Source organism: Citrobacter sp. H12-3-2 (assembly GCF_009649895.1).
Lineage (GTDB): Bacteria > Pseudomonadota > Gammaproteobacteria > Enterobacterales > Enterobacteriaceae > Citrobacter > Citrobacter portucalensis.
In genome coordinates, this window is record NZ_CP045837.1 from 1,685,458 (window position 1) to 1,703,672 (window position 18,215).

An 18,215-nucleotide genomic window follows, 5' to 3' on the forward strand; every position below is an offset into this window, starting at 1 on the left:
GAAGTGATATCACTAAAGTGAACGGAACATTTTGCCAGAGACAACATGTCATTATCTTTGGTTCACCTGTAACGACAGGAGCTTAATCTGCACGGCCCATATAGCGACGTTCTTCGATATGAATACGGATTTTTTCACCCGCACTCAGATACTCAGGAACCTGGATCACCAGACCGGTGCTCAGGGTTGCTGGCTTGTTGCGCGCACTCGCTGAAGCACCTTTAATCCCCGGTGAGGTTTCAACGATTTCCAGGTCTACGGTCTGCGGCAGTTCAAGCGCCAGTAGCTGGCCATCCCAGGTCAGGACCTGCATGTCCGGCATCCCGCCTTCCGGCATGAACAGCAGCTCTTCTTCAATCTGGTCTTTGGTGAAGGTATACGGGGTATAGTCTTCTTTATCCATAAAGATGTATTCGTTGCCATCGACGTAGGAGAAATCAACGCCACGACGGCTCAGAGTGACGGTATCCACGATATCGTCACCTTTGAAGCGCTCTTCAACTTTCAGACCGGTACGCACATCAGAAAAACGCATTTTGTACAGCGTGGCAGCACCACGTGCAGACGGTGATTGAATATCGATATCTTTTACAATCAGCAGTTTGCCATTGTAGTTCAGTACCATACCTTTTTTAATTTCGTTCGCTCTTGGCATCGAAAAAATCCTGTAGTGGGGAGTGTCTAAAATATCGCGTAAAACTACTCGCGCCGGGGCATTCAGGCAAGCGGAATTCATGCTTTTGCTGGTGCAAAAAAGGTGGTACTGTGCCCTTCCCGCACAATCCGATGGTTTACGATAAAGAGAGTACTGTATGGAATGCCGTCCGGATTGTGGTGCATGCTGCACCGCGCCTTCAATCTCCAGTCCCATCCCCGGTATGCCTGATGGCAAGCCCGCTAATACGCCCTGCGTTCAGTTGGATGAATCCCTGCGTTGCAAAATTTTTGCGTCGCCGCTACGACCAAAGGTGTGCGGCGGTTTACAGCCCAGTGCGGAAATGTGCGGGCGGACGACGCACCAGGCCATGGTTTATCTCATCGAGCTTGAAGCGCTAACCGCGCCTTAAACGTCCTTGATGCGCGCCAGGCACGCGACGGTGGCGACGATCATCACCAGCGCAAACCAGAACACCGCGTGATAGTTCCAAATTTCAGCGGCAATCCCTGCCAGCGATCCGGCAATAATCCAGCCCACGCGAATGGTATTCGTATAGAGGGTGGTGGCTGAACCTGCCTGTCCCGGCATCAGGTCCTGGAAATAGAGCATACCAATCCCGCCGAGAATACCGATGTAAATCGCGTTCAGCAGCTGTAAGCCAAGCAATATCGCCGGAGAGTGAGCCAGCAGCATACCGGCATAAAAGAAGAATCCGGCAACGACGGCAATTCTCATCAACAGACGTTTACCCAGACGCTTTGCAAAATAGCCAGCAATCAGCATGGTTGGGATTTCCAGTCCGGCTGCGGTGCCCATCATGATGCCAGCCAGTTTTTCTGGCAGATGCAGTTCGTTGATGATAAACAGCGGCATATTAATGATATAGAGACTATTGGTTCCCCACATTAATGTGCAGATAACAAACAGCAGCAACGTGTCGCGTCGATTGCGGCGCGGGGCCTCAACTGCGCCTGTCGCGAGAGGCACGTTTTTACTCATTGAGGGTAAAAACAGCCAGACCATTACGCCGCAGACAACAAACGCCACCGCCGCGCTGAGATACATCACCGTAAAGCTGAATCCCATGGCCAGCGCGTAGGCCAGCGGCGGGCCAATTACCCAGGCCAGCGAAACCTGTGCGCGTAATATTGAGCTGAACATGACGGCTTCCCGACCTGTGCGGTCGGCGTGTTCACGGGCGAGAGCAAACATTTGCGGGTTGGCGGTCGATCCAAAGCTGCTGAGGAATACCCCGACAAAAAGCAAGATAAAATAATTACGGTTCCATGCGAACAGCACGCAGGCCAGCATCCCCAGCACGCAGCAAAACACAATCAGGTTCTTGCGATCGCCTTTTCTATCTGAACGTCCGGCCAGAAACTGACTTACCAGAATACCGATCACAGCGCTACCGGTAAAAAAGAACCCGACCATGCCGGGACGGGCGTGGACTTCATCCGTCAGAAAAAGGCTGAGCGTTGGCGTCTGCAACGCACCGGCGATACCCGTCAGAAATGCGACAAGCAGGAACGCCGAAGACGTTAAATCAAACGCCTTGGGTGTGGCGGCTACGGGGGTGTTATGCATGTTTTGATATCAATGATGTGAAGAGACGCGGAGTTTACGCCGCTTGTCAGAAAATAAACAGGGAGCCAAATCAAAATCGGCATCAAAAATCAAAATAGCATTTCAGTCAAAGAATGCTGTTTGCTGACGTTGCTGAATCTGACAAGCTGACGGCGTTTTTGCGTCAGCATTTATTACTCCTTCGCAGAGAAAATGTGCGTTATCTCTAAATTCAGCAAGTAATTTGTCAACTTTACTTGTGTGCTGAAGAAAAAAGAGCAAGACTTCTTGAAACGTTTCAGCGTCATCTTGCCTTAACTGATGGAGTCGGGTGGCGCCTTTTTTCTCATGTTGGCTGAATCGTTTCAATTCAGCGGGAGAGGAGAATCATGTTCCAGTTATCTGTTCAGGATATTCACCCGGGCGAACAGGCCGGGAATAAAGAAGAGGCTATTCGCCAGGTTGCCGCTGCCTTAGTGCAGGCGGGTAACGTCGCGGAAGGCTACGTCGATGGCATGCTGGCGCGCGAACAACAGACGTCCACGTTCCTCGGCAACGGTATTGCGATTCCTCACGGTACGACGGACACGCGCGATCAGGTACTGAAAACCGGTGTGCAGGTATTTCAGTTTCCGCAAGGCGTGACCTGGGGCGAAGGGCAGGTTGCTTATGTGGCAATTGGTATCGCCGCAAGCTCTGATGAACACCTCGGTTTACTGCGTCAGCTGACACACGTGCTGAGCGATGACTCCGTCGCTGAACAGCTGAAATCTGCGACCACGGCGGAAGAACTGCGTGCGCTGCTGATGGGTGAAAAGCAAAGTGAACAGCTGAAGCTTGATAACGAAACGCTGTCGCTGGATGTCGTGGCCAACTCGCTGGTGACGCTGCAGGCACTCAACGCGGCGCGGCTGAAAGAAGTCGGTGCGGTTGACGCCACCTTTGTAGCCAGAGCAATCAATGAGCAGCCGATGAATCTTGGTCAGGGGATCTGGCTGAATGACTGTGCTGAAGGTAACGTGCGTAGCGCCGTTGCGGTCAGCCGTGCAGCAACAGCGTTCGATGTACAAGGTGAAGCGGCAGCCCTGCTGGTGACCGTCGCCATGAATGACGATCAACCGGTTGCGGTGCTGAAGCGCCTTGGCGATCTGCTGCTGAATAATAAAGCTGACCGTTTGTTGAAAGCTGATGCGGCAACGGTGCTGGCGCTGCTGACCAGCGATGACGCCTTAACTGATGATGTACTGAGCGCCGAATTTATTGTGCGCAATGAGCATGGTTTACATGCCCGCCCGGGCACCATGCTGGTGAATACGATTAAACAATTTAACAGTGAAATTACCGTGACAAATCTTGATGGAACCGGCAAGCCGGCGAATGGACGCAGTCTGATGAAAGTTGTGGCGTTAGGCGTGAAGAAAGGACATCACCTGCGCTTTACTGCACAGGGTGAAGATGCTGAACAGGCGCTGAAGGCGATTGGCGAAGCCATCGCGGCAGGTCTTGGGGAGGGCGCGTAATGAGCAGACGTGTTGCTACTATCACCCTTAACCCGGCCTACGACCTGGTGGGCTTCTGCCCGGAAATTGAACGCGGTGAAGTGAACCTGGTTAAAACCACCGGTCTGCATGCGGCAGGGAAAGGGATCAACGTCGCTAAGGTTTTGAAGGATTTAGGTATCGATGTCACTGTGGGCGGCTTCCTGGGTAAAGACAACCAGGATGGTTTTCAGCAGTTGTTCAGCGAGCTGGGCATTGCCAACCGTTTTCAGGTCGTGCAGGGCCGTACCCGTATTAACGTCAAGCTGACCGAAAAAGACGGTGAAGTATCTGACTTTAACTTCTCTGGTTTTGAAGTTACCCCGGCTGACTGGGAACGCTTTGTGAATGATTCGCTGAGCTGGCTGGGCCAGTTCGACATGGTGTGCGTCAGCGGCAGTTTGCCAACCGGCGTGAGCCCGGAAGCCTTCACCGACTGGATGACGCGCCTGCGTAGTCAGTGTCCTTGCATTATCTTTGATAGTAGTCGTGAAGCGTTGGTAGCAGGTCTGAAAGCGGCACCATGGCTGGTGAAGCCAAACCGTCGCGAACTGGAAATCTGGGCCGGCCGTAAGCTGCCGGAAATGAAAGATGTGATTGAAGCGGCGCATGCGCTGCGTGAACAGGGGATCGCTCATGTGGTGATTTCACTCGGCGCGGAAGGTGCGCTGTGGGTTAACGCCTCAGGTGAGTGGATTGCTAAACCGCCGTCAGTTGAGGTGGTCAGCACCGTCGGCGCGGGTGATTCAATGGTTGGCGGTCTGATTTACGGTCTGCTGATGCGTGAGTCCAGCGAACATACCCTGCGTCTGGCGACGGCTGTTGCCGCCCTGGCGGTAAGCCAAAGTAATGTAGGCATTACCGATCGTCCTCAGTTGGCCGCAATGATGGCGCGTGTCGACTTAAAACCGTTTAACTGACAGCAGGAGAGGCATAATGAAAACGCTGCTGATTATTGACGCTAATCTCGGCCAGGCTCGCGCTTACATGGCGAAAACCCTGCTTGGAGCGGCGGCACAGAAAGCACATCTGGAAATTATTGATAATCCGAATGATGCCGAACTGGCAATTGTTCTGGGCGATACGCTTCCTGCCGACAGTTCGCTGAACGGCAAAAAAGTCTGGCTGGGCGACATTGGTCGTGCGGTTGCGCATCCTGAACTCTTCCTCAGCGAAGCTAAAGGCCATGCAAAACCCTACAGCGCCCCGGTTGCAACAGCACCTGTGGCCAGCAGTGGTCCAAAACGCGTGGTGGCGGTGACGGCGTGTCCGACCGGTGTTGCTCATACGTTTATGGCCGCTGAAGCGATTGAAACAGAAGCGAAAAAACGTGGCTGGTGGGTGAAGGTTGAAACCCGAGGTTCTGTTGGTGCAGGTAATGCCATTACGCCGGAAGAAGTGGCTCAGGCTGATCTGGTGATTGTGGCAGCTGACATTGAAGTTGATCTGGCGAAGTTTGCCGGCAAACCGATGTACCGCACCTCTACCGGTCTTGCGTTGAAGAAAACCAAGCAGGAGCTGGACAAAGCGCTGGAAGAAGCAACACCGTACCAGCCAACCGGTAAAGCGCAGACTTCAGCAACCGAAAGTAAGAAAGAGAGCGCGGGGGCGTATCGTCACCTGCTGACGGGCGTTTCTTACATGCTGCCGATGGTGGTTGCTGGCGGTCTGTGTATTGCACTCTCGTTCGCTTTTGGTATCGAAGCGTTTAAAGAGCAGGGGACGCTGGCGGCGGCGCTGATGCAGATTGGCGGTGGTTCAGCCTTCGCGCTGATGGTGCCGGTACTGGCAGGTTATATCGCGTTTTCCATCGCTGATCGTCCGGGTCTGACGCCGGGTCTTATCGGCGGTATGCTGGCGGTAAGCACCGGTTCCGGCTTTATTGGCGGGATTATTGCTGGTTTCCTTGCCGGTTATGTGGCGAAGCTTATCAGCACGAAGCTGAAACTCCCACAGAGTATGGAAGCGCTGAAACCGATCCTGATCATTCCGCTGTTCTCAAGCCTGGTGGTTGGTCTGGCCATGATTTACCTGATCGGCAAACCGGTGGCGGGTATTCTGGAAGGTTTGACTCACTGGCTGCAAACCATGGGTACGGCCAATGCGGTGCTGCTTGGCGCGATTCTTGGCGGCATGATGTGTACCGACATGGGTGGTCCGGTTAACAAGGCGGCGTATGCTTTCGGTGTGGGTCTGCTGAGTACGCAAACTTATGCGCCTATGGCAGCCATCATGGCTGCGGGTATGGTACCTCCGCTGGCTCTGGGTCTGGCAACTCTGGTTGCGCGTCGTAAGTTCGACAAAGCGCAGCAGGAAGGCGGTAAAGCTGCTCTGGTACTGGGCCTGTGCTTTATCACCGAAGGGGCAATCCCGTTCGCTGCCCGTGACCCAATGCGCGTTCTGCCTTGCTGTATCGTTGGTGGTGCGATTACCGGGGCTATCTCGATGGCGGTGGGTGCGAAGCTGATGGCACCACACGGCGGGCTGTTTGTCCTGTTAATCCCAGGCGCAATCACGCCGGTGTTAGGATACCTGCTGGCAATTATTGCCGGTACGCTGGTAGCCGGTCTCTCCTACGCGGTGCTGAAGCGCCCGGAAGCTGAGGTTGTGGCAAAGGCGGCCTGATTTAACGTCAATACCAGGGGCAGAGAATTCTCTGCCCCTTTTTTTATGCATTTACCTATACCGTTGCAGCATCGCCACAATAATCCATCCAGCCTTAATAAAACGGGTCAGGCAATCATTGGCGCAATGATAAAACCAAAGGCAACGCCAGCAATGATCCCACCCAGTCCTGGCAGCATAAACGGATGGTTTAAGACATACTTGCCCACGCGCGTTGTCCCTGTGGTGTCGAACTCCATTGCCGCCAGAGAAGTCGGGTATGTTGGTAGAACAAACACCCCGGTTACCGCCACATAGGAGGCCAGAATTGCCCATGTAGGCACGCCGAGCGCAACGGCCAGAGGGATGATCAGCGGCGTGGTGGCGCCTTGCGAGTAGAGAAGCGCGCAGGTACCAAACAGCACCAGTGCCAACAGCATGGGATAAGCCCGTAGAATATCGCCTGCGATATCCTTAATCTCCGCTAAGTGGGCATCAATGAAGGTCGTTCCCAGTGTAACAATCCCGAGAATGACCGCCAGTGAACTCATCCCTGATCGAAACGTGGATGTCAGGACAATAGCATCGGTTGAAGTTTTGCATAACACCACCATCAGGCAAGCGGCAGCCAACATACAGATAATGATGATATCCCGGGTATTCATTGGGTTGCCTGCATCGAATCCAGGGCGTAGCTGCGGGCAGGCGGCAAGAATAACGATGACGACCGTTGCCAGCATAAACAGGGCGACTGAGAGTTTGGCACCCGGCGTAGTGCTGTTTTGCCCTTCATATTTACGCACTAATCCTTTTTGCAGGCGTTCCAGATAGACTTCATCATCCTGTAGCTCGCATCCCTGACGTGAGGCGATAAAAGCGGCGACCATCGCGGCGACAAACGAAGCTGGCAGACATACCGCCATGACCTGAATAAAAGTGATACCGTTGCCTTCCATAATGGTCAGCATAGCCGCCATTGCGGCACTGATCGGCGAACCGGATATCGCCACCTGAGAGGCGACTACGGATCCGGCGAGCGTACGAGAAGGGCGGATACCGGACTCTTTGGCGACTTCGGCAATCACTGGCAGGGTAGAAAATACAATGAACCCTGTTCCGGCCATAATGGTCATCGACCAGGTGATAATCGGTGCAATAATATTGATATATTTAGGGTTACGCCGCATGAAATTACCGGCAACGCGAACCAGATAATCCATACCTCCTGCGGCCTGTAGCGCCGATGCTGCCACGACAACTGTCATAATAATGAGGATAACGTCAACGGGTGGCGAGCCAATTTGCAGATCAAATCCCAACGTTAAAATAGCCAGCCCCAGACCACCGCATAAACCGATACCTATTCCGCCGAGGCGGATACCAAAAAATATTGCACCCAACACGACGATAATTTCTAACCAAACCATAATGGCCTCCGCCAGAGAATAATTTGTTATTAAAATAAGTGGTTGTTTAATGCTTTATTAATCTGGTGACGGCTGTTATTGCGCCAGAAGATGATGTTTGCCAACTCGTTTTTCGTACCATTTAATACCGGCGCGAACTAATGATCCGGTTGAGTCAATATATTTATCTGGAGACTTTCTGACTGCTTCGGCAAGAATGACGGGGACTTCAGTACATCCCAGTACAATGATTTGTGCGCCGCGTGAGAAGAGCACTTCAGCCTGTTCATTCATCAGCGTTTGTGCCCGCTTAAGGTCGCCGGCTTTTAAGCAATAAATACTTTCCATGACCTTTTCCTGACCGGATGAATCAGGACTGATGCAGGTTAAACCAAGAGATTCTATGCCTTTTTGGTAGAGTCCCATGTAAAGGGTGGCGTTAGTAGCAAGTAAACCGATACGTGATTTTCCGCAGTTTTTGACCTCATTCATGGTTGTTTCAACGATACTGAGTAACTCTGTATGACAGCACTCTTTTAATTCATTAAACCAAAAGTGGGCGGTATTACAGGGGATCACAATACACTCCGCACCAGCATCTTCCAGTTTGTGCATATAATCACGCATTGCCGGAAGTGGGGAATGACCATGATGCATTAACGCATCAGTTCGGTCTGGAATATCAGGGATGGATGAAATAATTAATGGGATATGTTCCTGATCGCGTTGTGCTGCGGTAAAGGTGACGAATTTATTAAAAAGATCGACGGTTGCAGCAGGCCCCATACCACCAAGTACGCCAATTAAACCTTTCACGATATATACCTCTAATTTACCGATATTTAATATTCAGAGCTGGTGTCTATCTGGTGCTTATGTTTAACAGCAGAGTGTCGTGAGGAGAAATGCAATAATGTTTGGTTCAATGCAAAAAACGCATGAGTGTGATGTCTTTTACCACCTCAGCAGGCCGGTAATCAGCCAGAGGCCCGACATTACGCGGTGGATGAGCGGTCGTGGTCGATGGGTAAAGAAACATGTTAATGTCAAAAACGAAGGTATTATGCAAAAAACGAATCACCAGATGCTGATGTTGAATATCATCACCGGGAATATTCAGGCATGATGCTTAAGACTAATCGACATATTTAAACATCCGCGTGATAGGCATGAAAAATATCGAGACAAAATGGTTATATGATTTTCTGACGCTGGAAGCGTGTCGTCATTTTTCTCAGGCCGCAGAGGAGCGCAACCTATCCCAACCGGCATTTAGTCGGCGGATCAAGGCGCTCGAATCCGCTGTTGGGGTGCTGCTGTTTGACCGTACGACAAGTCCACTGCAGCTGACGGAGGAGGGTAAGTTATTCCATTCGCAGACCCGTAGCCTGCTACAACAGCTGGAATGCAATTTAGATGAGTTAAGCGGTCACAACCTGCTTGGCGTTCCCAATATCAAAATAGCGGCGGCACATTCTCTGTCGCTGACGATGTTGCCCAGATTAGTACATTCAATGTCGGCATGGGGCGAAGAATTTGTTTACCACGTCGAAGCGATTGACGTAGTCCAGGCGGTGAATACGCTGCGCGAGGGGAAAAGTGATTTTATTATCTCCTTTCGCGATGAAGACTTAATGCAGTCACCGTTCTGCGGCTTGAAGGTTTTTGAGTCTGAGCTCTATCCCGTCTGTGCTGCGGATGCACAGGGTAAGGCGTTGTTTGATATCTATCAGCCGCAGGTGCCGATTCTGAACTATACCAGCACTTCCTACATGGGAAGATTGGTTAACCGTCACCTGGCGGAGGTGGGCAGTATTTCAGCGCGTACGCTGTTTATGTCTTCGATGAGTGAGCTATTGAAGAATATGGCATTGGATGGTCATGGTATCGCCTGGCTGCCAGCGTGGACGATCGTGAACGAACTACGGGATAAGCGCCTGGTTTGTCTGGACACGCCGGAGTTGATGGTGCCAATTCAGGCCTATATTTACCGAATGGATACCCGTTTGAATAAAACGGCTGAGCATTTCTGGCGGATTTTGTACAACCATATGCCAGAGGATCTGGTTACGCTCACTTGATACGCGCCAGCTTGTCTGGCGCGCGGGGATCGTTACGCCACTGCTTTTTCTGTTTGCTGGGCTTTCAGCCAGGCGATCTCTTCGGCCCATATATCCGGATTAATGGTTTCCAGTACCAGCGGAATACCGTCAAAACGATTATCCTGCATAATCCAACGGAAGGCATCATGGCCAATATTGCCTTCACCCAGGCTGTGATGACGGTCAACGCGACTACCAAACACGCTCTTGGCGTCGTTCAGGTGCATACCGCGTAGATACTTGAAACCGACAATGCGTTCAAATTCCGCAAACGTCTTTTCGCACTCTTCTGCGGAACGCAAATCGTAACCCGCCGCGAAAGCGTGGCAGGTATCAATACAAACGCCAACACGGGACTTATCTTCGACGCCGTCGATAATGGCGGCCAGGTGCTCAAACTTGAATCCCAGATTACTACCTTGTCCGGCGGTATTTTCGATAACTGCCGTAACGCCCTGGGTCTGAGCGAGGACGATGTTGATGGATTCGGCAATGCGCGCCAGGCATTCATCTTCCGGGATCTGCATCAAATGGCTGCCGGGGTGAAAGTTCAGCAGGGATAAGCCCAGCAGTTCACAGCGCTGCATTTCATCAAGAAACGCATCACGTGATTTTTCCAGCGCATCGCTGACCGGGTGACCGAGGTTAATCAGATAACTGTCGTGAGGCAGTATTTGTGCGGAGGTGTAGTGGTACTTCTCGCAGGCAGATTTGAAATCATCAATGATTTCGGTGGTTAGCGGCGCAGCACGCCACTGGCGCTGATTCTTGGTGAACAGGGCGAATGCGGTCGCTTCGATTTCTGCGGCTCGAATAGCGGCGTTAGCCAGACCGCCAGCGGCGCTTACGTGCGCTCCGATGTATTTCATAAATTTAACCCGCCATACTCAAATACAAAAAGGGAGAGTATAGCGGGTTAATGGAGGTGAGTCGTGATCGTTTATGCCATCAGGGCGTGGACAGCGACGTTAATCGCACCACCACCGACAATCAGCCAGACAAACAGCAGCAGGGCCATCAGTAACGGTTTGGCACCGGCTTTTTTCAGTGCGCTAACGTGAGTGGTTAACCCCAGTGCAGCCATTGCCATTGCCAGCAAAATGGTGTCCAGCGTTACCAGCATGTTCACAACCGACTGCGGCAGCAGGTGGAACGAGTTAAAAATCGCGACCACAATGAACAGGATGGCAAACCATGGAATAGTGATTTTGCTTTTCTCACCGCCCGTAGCCGGAGACAACTGTTTAACGCGTGCGGCCAGGAGGATGAGGAACGGTGCCAGCATCATGACACGCAGCATTTTAGCAATAACCGCGGCGTTTTCCGCATCCGGGTTAATGGCGTGCCCGGCAGCCACTACCTGTGCTACTTCATGCATGGTGGAACCAATGTAAATGCCGTAGGTTTCTGGGCTAAACCAGTGTGCCAGCAGCGGATACATTGCCGGATACAGGAAGATAGCGATGGTACCGAAGATCACCACGGTGGCGACAGCGACGGTTACCTTACTGGCTTCCGCTTTCACTACCGGCTCGGTTGCCAGCACGGCGGCGGCACCACAAATGCTGCTCCCCGCACCAATCAGCCAACTGGTGTGGCGGTCCAGACCAAACACTTTCTGCCCCAGGAAGCAGGCAATCATAAAGGTACTGCTCAGCGTTAACACATCAATCACGATACCGCTGACGCCGACGTCAGCAATTTGCGCGAAGGTGAGGCGGAAGCCGTAGAGGATGATCCCCAGACGTAATAAATGTTGTTTAGCAAACAGCACGCCGCCGTCACAGCTTTTCCAGATGTGCGGATAGACGGTGTTGCCGAGGACCATCCCCAACAAGATTGCTAAGGTGAGGGCGCTGAACCCGGCACCTGCGACGGCGGGAATGGATCCACCCCATAAGGCGACCCCAGTGATAACTGCACTTAGGGCAAGCCCCGGAATAAAATGCCACGCTGTACGACGATGAGTCTGCAAGGTGAGTTCTGTCATATCCTTCTCCTTTATCTGGGTAAAAGAGTACGGCGAAGTGGTTTAAAAATAAAATTGATTATATATTTATAATTAATCTATATAAGTGGTATACCCGTCATACTTCAAGTTGCATGTGCGTTGGCTGCGCTCGTTCACCCCAGTCACGTACTTAAGTACGCTCCCGGGGATTAATGAGGGACATCCATGTCCCTCACCAGAGGCCAGCCTTTGGCTGGTCAAATTCGTTCCTGACGAATTTGTCTCTCTCTTGCCGCCTTCCTGCAACTCGAATTATTTAGGGTATAAGTAACGGATATCCGGTGGAAAACGACTATGCATATCACCTTGCGGCAACTTGAAGTGTTTGCTGAGGTACTAAAAAGCGGTTCAACGACCCAGGCGTCTGTCATGCTGGCATTGTCGCAATCGGCGGTGAGTGCGGCACTTACCGATCTGGAAGGGCAACTCGGCGTGCAACTGTTTGACCGCGTCGGCAAACGGCTAGTGGTCAACGAGCACGGGCGTTTGCTCTACCCGCGAGCGTTGGCGTTACTTGAGCAAACGACCGAAATCGAACAGCTTTTTCGCGAAGATAATGGTGCCATTCGGGTCTATGCCAGTAGCACCATTGGTAACTATATCTTGCCTGCTATGATCGCCCGCTATCGGCAGGATTTTCCTGATTTGCCGCTCGAGCTGAGCGTGGGTAACAGTCAGGATGTGATCAATGCGGTGCTGGATTTTAGGGTAGATATCGGGCTGATCGAAGGGCCGTGTCACAGTACTGAAATTATCTCTGAACCGTGGCTGGAAGACGAGCTGGTGGTGTTTGCTGCACCGTCGTCACCGCTCACAAAGGGGCCTGTTACGCTGGAACAGCTGGCGGCTTCGCCGTGGATCCTGCGTGAGCGAGGATCCGGTACGCGTGAACTGGTGGATTACCTGCTGTTGTCTCATCTGCCGAGATTTCAGATGGCAATGGAGTTGGGTAACTCAGAGGCCATTAAGCATGCGGTACGCCATGGTCTCGGGATCAGCTGCTTGTCGCGTCGGGTCATTGCGGAGCAGCTGCAGGCGGGAACGCTGAGCGAAGTTCCCGTGCCGCTGCCGCGTTTAGTCCGCACTCTCTGGCGCGTGCATCACAGGCAAAAACACATCTCCAATGCCATTACGCGATTTTTGCATTACAGCGACCAGGTCGAGCTGGGCGAATAGGGCGCTTACAGTCGTAAGGTCATCTCTTTATAGAACGGCGGTTATATCTTAACCGCTGTGCGCCGCAAATTTTCTGCTTTACTTATAATCCGCGGCCAGTCATGAAGGTCTCTTATAACAGCGTATTTGTGCCGGAAGAATGCCATTTCGTCTGCTACAATCGCGCCTCATTTTTTGGATGGATAGCATTTTCACATGGTTTCCGAAACTAAAACCACAGAAGCGCCCACGCTACGTCGTGAACTGAAGGCGCGTCACCTGACGATGATTGCCATTGGAGGCTCCATCGGTACAGGTCTTTTCGTTGCATCTGGTGCAACTATTTCTGCAGCGGGTCCAGGCGGCGCGTTGTTCTCTTATATTCTGATCGGTCTGATGGTGTACTTCCTGATGACCAGCCTCGGTGAACTGGCTGCCTATATGCCGGTTTCCGGCTCGTTTTCCACCTACGGTCAGAACTACGTAGAAGAGGGCTTTGGCTTCGCGCTGGGCTGGAACTACTGGTACAACTGGGCGGTAACGATTGCCGTTGACCTGGTGGCCGCACAGCTGGTGATGAGCTGGTGGTTCCCGGACACGCCGGGCTGGATCTGGAGTGCGCTGTTCCTCGGCGTTATCTTCCTGCTGAACTACATTTCCGTTCGCGGATTTGGTGAAGCGGAATATTGGTTCTCGCTGATCAAAGTTACCACCGTCATTATCTTCATCGTGGTCGGTGTGATGATGATTTTCGGTATCTTCAAAGGCGCTCAGCCGGTGGGCTGGAGCAACTGGACGACCGGTGATGCACCGTTTGCCGGTGGTTTTGCTGCGATGATTGGCGTGGCGATGATAGTCGGCTTCTCCTTCCAGGGGACAGAGCTTATCGGTATCGCGGCTGGCGAATCTGAAGATCCTGAAAAGAACATTCCACGTGCGGTACGTCAGGTATTCTGGCGAATCCTGCTGTTCTATGTGTTCGCGATTTTGATTATCAGCCTGATCATTCCGTACACCGATCCAAGCCTGCTGCGTAACGATGTAAAAGACATCAGCGTTAGCCCGTTCACGCTGGTATTCCAGCATGCGGGTCTGCTGTCTGCGGCAGCGGTGATGAACGCAGTTATCCTGACGGCGGTGCTGTCGGCAGGTAACTCCGGGATGTACGCCTCCACGCGTATGCTTTATACCCTGGCATGTGACGGTAAAGCACCGCGTATTTTCGGTAAACTGTCTCGTGGCGGCGTACCGCGTAACGCGCTGTATGCGACCACCGTGGTGGCGGGGCTGTGCTTCCTGACTTCAATGTTTGGCAACCAGACCGTGTATCTGTGGCTGCTGAATACTTCCGGGATGACGGGCTTTATCGCCTGGCTGGGGATTGCTATTAGCCACTATCGCTTCCGTCGCGGTTATGTGCTGCAGGGTCACGATGTGAAGGATCTGCCGTACCGTTCTGGCTTCTTCCCGCTGGGTCCGATCTTCGCCTTTGTGCTGTGCCTGATTATCACCCTGGGTCAGAACTACGAAGCGTTCCTGAAAGACAGCATTGACTGGGGCGGCGTGATGGCTACCTATATCGGTATCCCGCTGTTCCTGATTATCTGGTTTGGCTATAAGCTGACCAAAGGAACCCGTTTTGTTCGCTACAGCGAAATGAAATTCCCGGGGCGCGTGAAGAAATAATTCTTACCAGCTACGGCAGAAAAAACAAAACCCCGGCATGATGAGTGCCGGGGTTTTTTATTGCGCCAGACTTAGAAGCTGTAAGTCATGCCAACCGTGTAACGACGTCCATCAAGAACGGTGTCGTAGGTATCGTAATCGATTTGTTTATCCAGCACGTTATACACGCCAGCGGTCATCAACAGATCCTTGGTTGCATAGTAACGTAAACCAACATCGACCTGAGTATAGGACGGCGTGCCCTGTGCCATTGAGGTACGGCTCAGGTATTCAGACGTTTTCCCGCGCAGATTCAGACGGCTCCAGAAACCGAGATCCTGCGTAGCCTGCCAGTCCAGCGTCGTGTTAAACATATGCTTCGGCATTTTGTTCAACGGCTGGCCGGAGAACTGACCGCTTTTCTGCTCAGATTCCGTGTAGGTGTAGTTCGCGGTCCAGTTGACGTCGGAGGTTATTTTCCAGCCGAAGGTGGATTCTACGCCGCGCATATTGGCTTTATCGACGTTAACGCGATCGCTGACGAAGTCATAATGGGTGCCGCCGATGGTGCAGGCCGGATCGGAACTGCTGTTACAACGGCGAACTTCGGTGATTTTGTTTTTAAAGTCGGTATTGAACAACGTAACGCCTGCGTTGAGGTCGTTGCCGTTATCCCACAGTAAACCGATCTCTTCGCTGAGGCTTTTCTCCGGTTTCAGGTCCGGGTTGCCGACAATGATTCCGTTCAGACGGCCGCCGCCGGTGACCTGTCCCCAACTGGCAGAAGACTGGCGCAGATCCGGTGCGCGATAGCCCGCGGAAACGCCGCCTTTTAAGGTCCACTGATCGCTCAGATGCCATACGCCATAGCCGCGTGGCGTCCAGTTGTCACCGTAGTTTTCATCCTTATCCATACGCAGACCGCCGGTCAGCGTGAAGGTATCGGTTACGGCCCATTCATCTTCAGCAAACAGCGCCCAGCTCCAGCGGGTCAGTTTGTTCAGTCCATCAGCAGCTTGCAGCTGGTTGCCGTTATCGCGTAGTTTTTCATAACGGTATTGCCCGCCCAACGTCAGGGTGTGCGCCCCAAGGAATACCTGGTTCTGGTTATTGAAAATCGTGTTGTAGGACTTCATCTGGCGACCGGGGTTGTCGGTCTCTTCCTGCTGGACATAGCTGGTGGAGTTGAAGTCGTCGTAATAACCGCTGTGGGTTATTGAGTACGTGGTGTGCACATACTTGTTTTCGCTTTTACTGTTGGGCTTACAGCTTCCGTTACGGCAGTTTTCCTCTGCCATGGATTTGCCTGGCGTACTGTCGCGATCCTGCAATTCACGTGCGTAATCGAAATCGATGTCGTTTTTATCATCTGGCGTAAAGTTCAGGGTTAATCCCCCGCTACGCATACGCTGTTCATTGTAGCCATTTACGATTTCATCTTCTGCGCGGTGGGAGAATAATCCGGTCACCTTCGCGCCAAGTAATCCGTCAATCAGTGGTCCAGACGCATAGGCGTTGGTCTGGTAAATATCGCCGGAGTCTCTGTCTTCCTGGAAAGTGGCATCGCCGTGCAAAGAGCCGGTCCAGGCTTTAGTATTCGACACTTTTTTGGTGATGACGTTAATGACGCCGCCCATCGCATCGGAGCCGTAAAGCGACGACATCGGGCCGCGGATTACCTCGATACGCTCGATGGATTCCAGCGGCGGCAGCCAACCTTGCTCAATACCTGAGTTGTCGCTGTTAGGACGTGTACCGCGGGTGCTGATGCGTTTACCGTTGACCAGGAAGAGTGTGTATTGCGAAGCCATACCGCGAATACTGATATCGCTACTGCTCCCCCCGCCAGTGACGACGACGCCAGGGACATCTTTTAGCGCATCGGTGACATCTCGATAGGCTTTGTCCTCAATCTGCTGCTTGGTAATAACAGATATTGAAGCCGGGGCATCCTGAATTTTCTGCTCGAAACCGGTAGCGGTAACGACCACGGTGTCTTGTTCAGCGCCATGGCCGAGTGATGGGAGGCAGGCGACGCATACTGCGGCAGCTACAGCCTTAACGTGAGGTATAGTCATTTGTATCATTCCATTTAAATGAATCAAACTGCGCGTCATGTGAAAGGCCATGACAATTGTATGTATTTGTCTTTTAAGGACTCTTTTCAGTAAAGAAGCGGGGGGATTGTACAAAAGTATGAATATTTGTAAACACAAATGATAATAGAAATCATTTGTGTTTGATATGATTTGGAGTGAAATGCTTTTTTAATCAATAAGATAGTGGGGGAAGAAAAAAGGAGAAAAAGTGAAGGAATGATGGAGAAATGAAGAGGGCTTCCGCCCTCAACTCAGGAATTACTTCAGCAAATACTGGGCGTGGAAGCGCAGGTGATCCTCAATAAACGACGCAATGAAGTAATAGCTGTGGTCGTAACCAGGCTGGATGCGTAGCGTCATTGGCCATGCGGTCTGACGGGCAGTTTCGGCCAGTACCGCGGGCTGCAACTGATCGGCAAGAAACTGATCGCTGTCTCCCTGATCGATTAGCGTCGGGATCGCGTCTGCGGGTTTGCTGGCCAGCATTAACGCGCAGCTATCCCACTCTGCCCACTGTGTTTTATCTTCGCCCAGATAAGCGCTAAAAGCCTTCTCACCCCACGGAACGCGACAAGGGTTTACGATCGGCGCAAAGGCGGAAACGCTGGTGTATCTCCCGGGATTTTTCAGCGCCATAATCAATGCGCCGTGGCCGCCCATGGAGTGTCCGCTGATGGCGCAGCGATCGCTGACGTTAAACTGCGACTGAATCAGTGCCGGAAGCTCATCACGCAAATAGTCATACATACGAAAATGCGTTGCCCACGGCTGCTGGGTGGCATTGAGGTAAAATCCGGCCCCTTGACCTAAATCGTAGCCATCATCGTTGGCAACCTGCTCGCCGCGCGGGCTGGTGTCCGGCATCACGAGAACAATACCCAGCTCAGCTGCAATGCGCTGCGCGCCTGCTTTGGTAGTGAAGTTTTCATCATTACAGGTCAGGCCCGACAGCCAGTACAGCACCGGAGGCGCGGCGTTATCACGGGGTGGTGGAAGAAAAATACTGAAGGTCATGGCGCAATTTAACGTGGCGGAGTCGTGACGCCAGCGTTGCTGCCAGCCTTCAAAACAGCGGTGCTCTTCAAGCATTTCCATGCGTGGCTCCTTGTTGTGTTGAACCTGAATGTGTTTGCGAACTCATCATAATACAGATTATTCATAGCACTGTGAGTAACTTTCACTTCCGCATTGAGCAAACATACTTCATCATCTATATAACTTTACATTAACACTCGACGTCACCGGGCTGAACGACAAGTGAAATCAGCAACGCTGAAAGGCTGTGCCAATTTCAATAATTATCACGGTGAATACTGGATTATGTGCGCCGCCTCACGCACAATGTTCTGGCTGTGACACAGCCTAAAAACTTTGCCCCATGCAGGGCAGAGGCGCCCCACCTGCAGGAGAA

The 18,215-nt window shown here is 52.2% G+C and carries 15 protein-coding genes; 7 read left to right on the forward strand and 8 right to left on the reverse strand.

Translation table 11 applies throughout. From position 1 onward, the window contains the following. Nucleotides 1-82: 82 nt before the first annotated feature. A complete protein-coding gene (gene yeiP / locus GHC22_RS07950) occupies nucleotides 83-655 on the reverse strand; it encodes an elongation factor P-like protein YeiP (protein WP_003027452.1) in 573 nt (190 codons plus the stop codon). A 157-nt stretch (nucleotides 656-812) separates the two neighbouring features. Here yeiP and GHC22_RS07955 point away from each other — a divergent pair, with 157 nt between their 5' ends. Next, a complete protein-coding gene (locus GHC22_RS07955) occupies nucleotides 813-1,067 on the forward strand; it encodes a YkgJ family cysteine cluster protein (RefSeq protein WP_008785278.1) in 255 nt (84 codons plus the stop codon). Here GHC22_RS07955 and setB read toward each other — a convergent pair. Continuing rightward, nucleotides 1,064-2,245, reverse strand: a complete 1,182-nt coding sequence (setB, locus tag GHC22_RS07960; protein ID WP_003834548.1) for a sugar efflux transporter SetB — start codon at nucleotides 2,243-2,245, stop codon at nucleotides 1,064-1,066. The two genes, GHC22_RS07955 and setB, sit on opposite strands and share 4 nt — an antisense overlap. Before the next feature lie 368 nt (nucleotides 2,246-2,613). Here setB and fruB point away from each other — a divergent pair, with 368 nt between their 5' ends. The 3 genes from fruB to fruA are packed head-to-tail and all read left to right on the forward strand — an operon-like array spanning nucleotide 2,614 to nucleotide 6,387. Further along, entirely contained in the window at nucleotides 2,614-3,744 is a 1,131-nt protein-coding gene (fruB, locus tag GHC22_RS07965) for a fused PTS fructose transporter subunit IIA/HPr protein (protein ID WP_003834546.1), read from the forward strand. After that, nucleotides 3,744-4,682, forward strand: a complete 939-nt coding sequence (gene fruK / locus GHC22_RS07970) for a 1-phosphofructokinase (RefSeq protein ID WP_003834544.1) — start codon at nucleotides 3,744-3,746, stop codon at nucleotides 4,680-4,682. Before fruB ends, fruK begins: the two co-directional genes overlap by 1 nt. 16 nt (nucleotides 4,683-4,698) lie before the next feature. After that, the gene (fruA, locus tag GHC22_RS07975; protein WP_048215908.1) at nucleotides 4,699-6,387 is read left to right on the forward strand and encodes a PTS fructose transporter subunit IIBC; all 1,689 of its coding nucleotides are present in this window, start codon (nucleotides 4,699-4,701) and stop codon (nucleotides 6,385-6,387) included. Nucleotides 6,388-6,494: 107 nt separating this feature from the next. Here the strand turns inward: fruA and GHC22_RS07980 are convergent, their stop codons facing one another. Continuing rightward, nucleotides 6,495-7,793: an anaerobic C4-dicarboxylate transporter gene (locus GHC22_RS07980; RefSeq protein ID WP_008785273.1), complete on the reverse strand. Its 1,299-nt coding sequence runs from the start codon at nucleotides 7,791-7,793 to the stop codon at nucleotides 6,495-6,497. Nucleotides 7,794-7,868: 75 nt separating this feature from the next. Further along, nucleotides 7,869-8,588 carry an aspartate/glutamate racemase family protein gene (locus tag GHC22_RS07985; RefSeq protein ID WP_048234902.1) on the reverse strand — a complete coding sequence of 240 codons (720 nt, stop codon included), beginning with the start codon at nucleotides 8,586-8,588 and terminating at the stop codon, nucleotides 7,869-7,871. A gap of 353 nt (nucleotides 8,589-8,941) precedes the next feature. On the opposite strand from GHC22_RS07985, the gene hypT reads away from it, so the two are divergent. Continuing rightward, on the forward strand, nucleotides 8,942-9,853 hold the full coding sequence (hypT, locus tag GHC22_RS07990; RefSeq protein ID WP_020996669.1) for a hypochlorite stress DNA-binding transcriptional regulator HypT: 912 nt from the start codon (nucleotides 8,942-8,944) through the stop codon (nucleotides 9,851-9,853). Between the two features lie 32 nt (nucleotides 9,854-9,885). On the opposite strand, the gene nfo is transcribed toward hypT, so the two are convergent. Both nfo and GHC22_RS08000 read right to left on the reverse strand, forming a co-directional pair. Continuing rightward, nucleotides 9,886-10,743 carry a deoxyribonuclease IV gene (gene nfo / locus GHC22_RS07995; protein ID WP_153752619.1) on the reverse strand — a complete coding sequence of 286 codons (858 nt, stop codon included), beginning with the start codon at nucleotides 10,741-10,743 and terminating at the stop codon, nucleotides 9,886-9,888. 71 nt (nucleotides 10,744-10,814) lie between these two features. Beyond that, nucleotides 10,815-11,864, reverse strand: a complete 1,050-nt coding sequence (locus GHC22_RS08000) for a YeiH family protein (protein WP_071444678.1) — start codon at nucleotides 11,862-11,864, stop codon at nucleotides 10,815-10,817. A 315-nt stretch (nucleotides 11,865-12,179) separates the two neighbouring features. Here GHC22_RS08000 and yieE point away from each other — a divergent pair, with 315 nt between their 5' ends. Both yieE and lysP read left to right on the forward strand, forming a co-directional pair. Next, a complete protein-coding gene (yieE, locus tag GHC22_RS08005; protein ID WP_003834519.1) occupies nucleotides 12,180-13,061 on the forward strand; it encodes a DNA-binding transcriptional regulator YeiE in 882 nt (293 codons plus the stop codon). 195 nt (nucleotides 13,062-13,256) lie between these two features. Then, nucleotides 13,257-14,726: a lysine-specific permease gene (gene lysP, locus GHC22_RS08010; protein ID WP_003834517.1), complete on the forward strand. Its 1,470-nt coding sequence runs from the start codon at nucleotides 13,257-13,259 to the stop codon at nucleotides 14,724-14,726. A gap of 71 nt (nucleotides 14,727-14,797) precedes the next feature. On the opposite strand, the gene GHC22_RS08015 is transcribed toward lysP, so the two are convergent. Both GHC22_RS08015 and fghA read right to left on the reverse strand, forming a co-directional pair. Next, a complete protein-coding gene (locus GHC22_RS08015) occupies nucleotides 14,798-16,783 on the reverse strand; it encodes a ligand-gated channel protein (RefSeq protein ID WP_153752621.1) in 1,986 nt (661 codons plus the stop codon). A 279-nt stretch (nucleotides 16,784-17,062) separates the two neighbouring features. Next, the gene (gene fghA, locus GHC22_RS08020) at nucleotides 17,063-17,899 is read right to left on the reverse strand and encodes an S-formylglutathione hydrolase (RefSeq protein ID WP_008785267.1); all 837 of its coding nucleotides are present in this window, start codon (nucleotides 17,897-17,899) and stop codon (nucleotides 17,063-17,065) included. Nucleotides 17,900-18,215 lie beyond the last annotated feature (316 nt).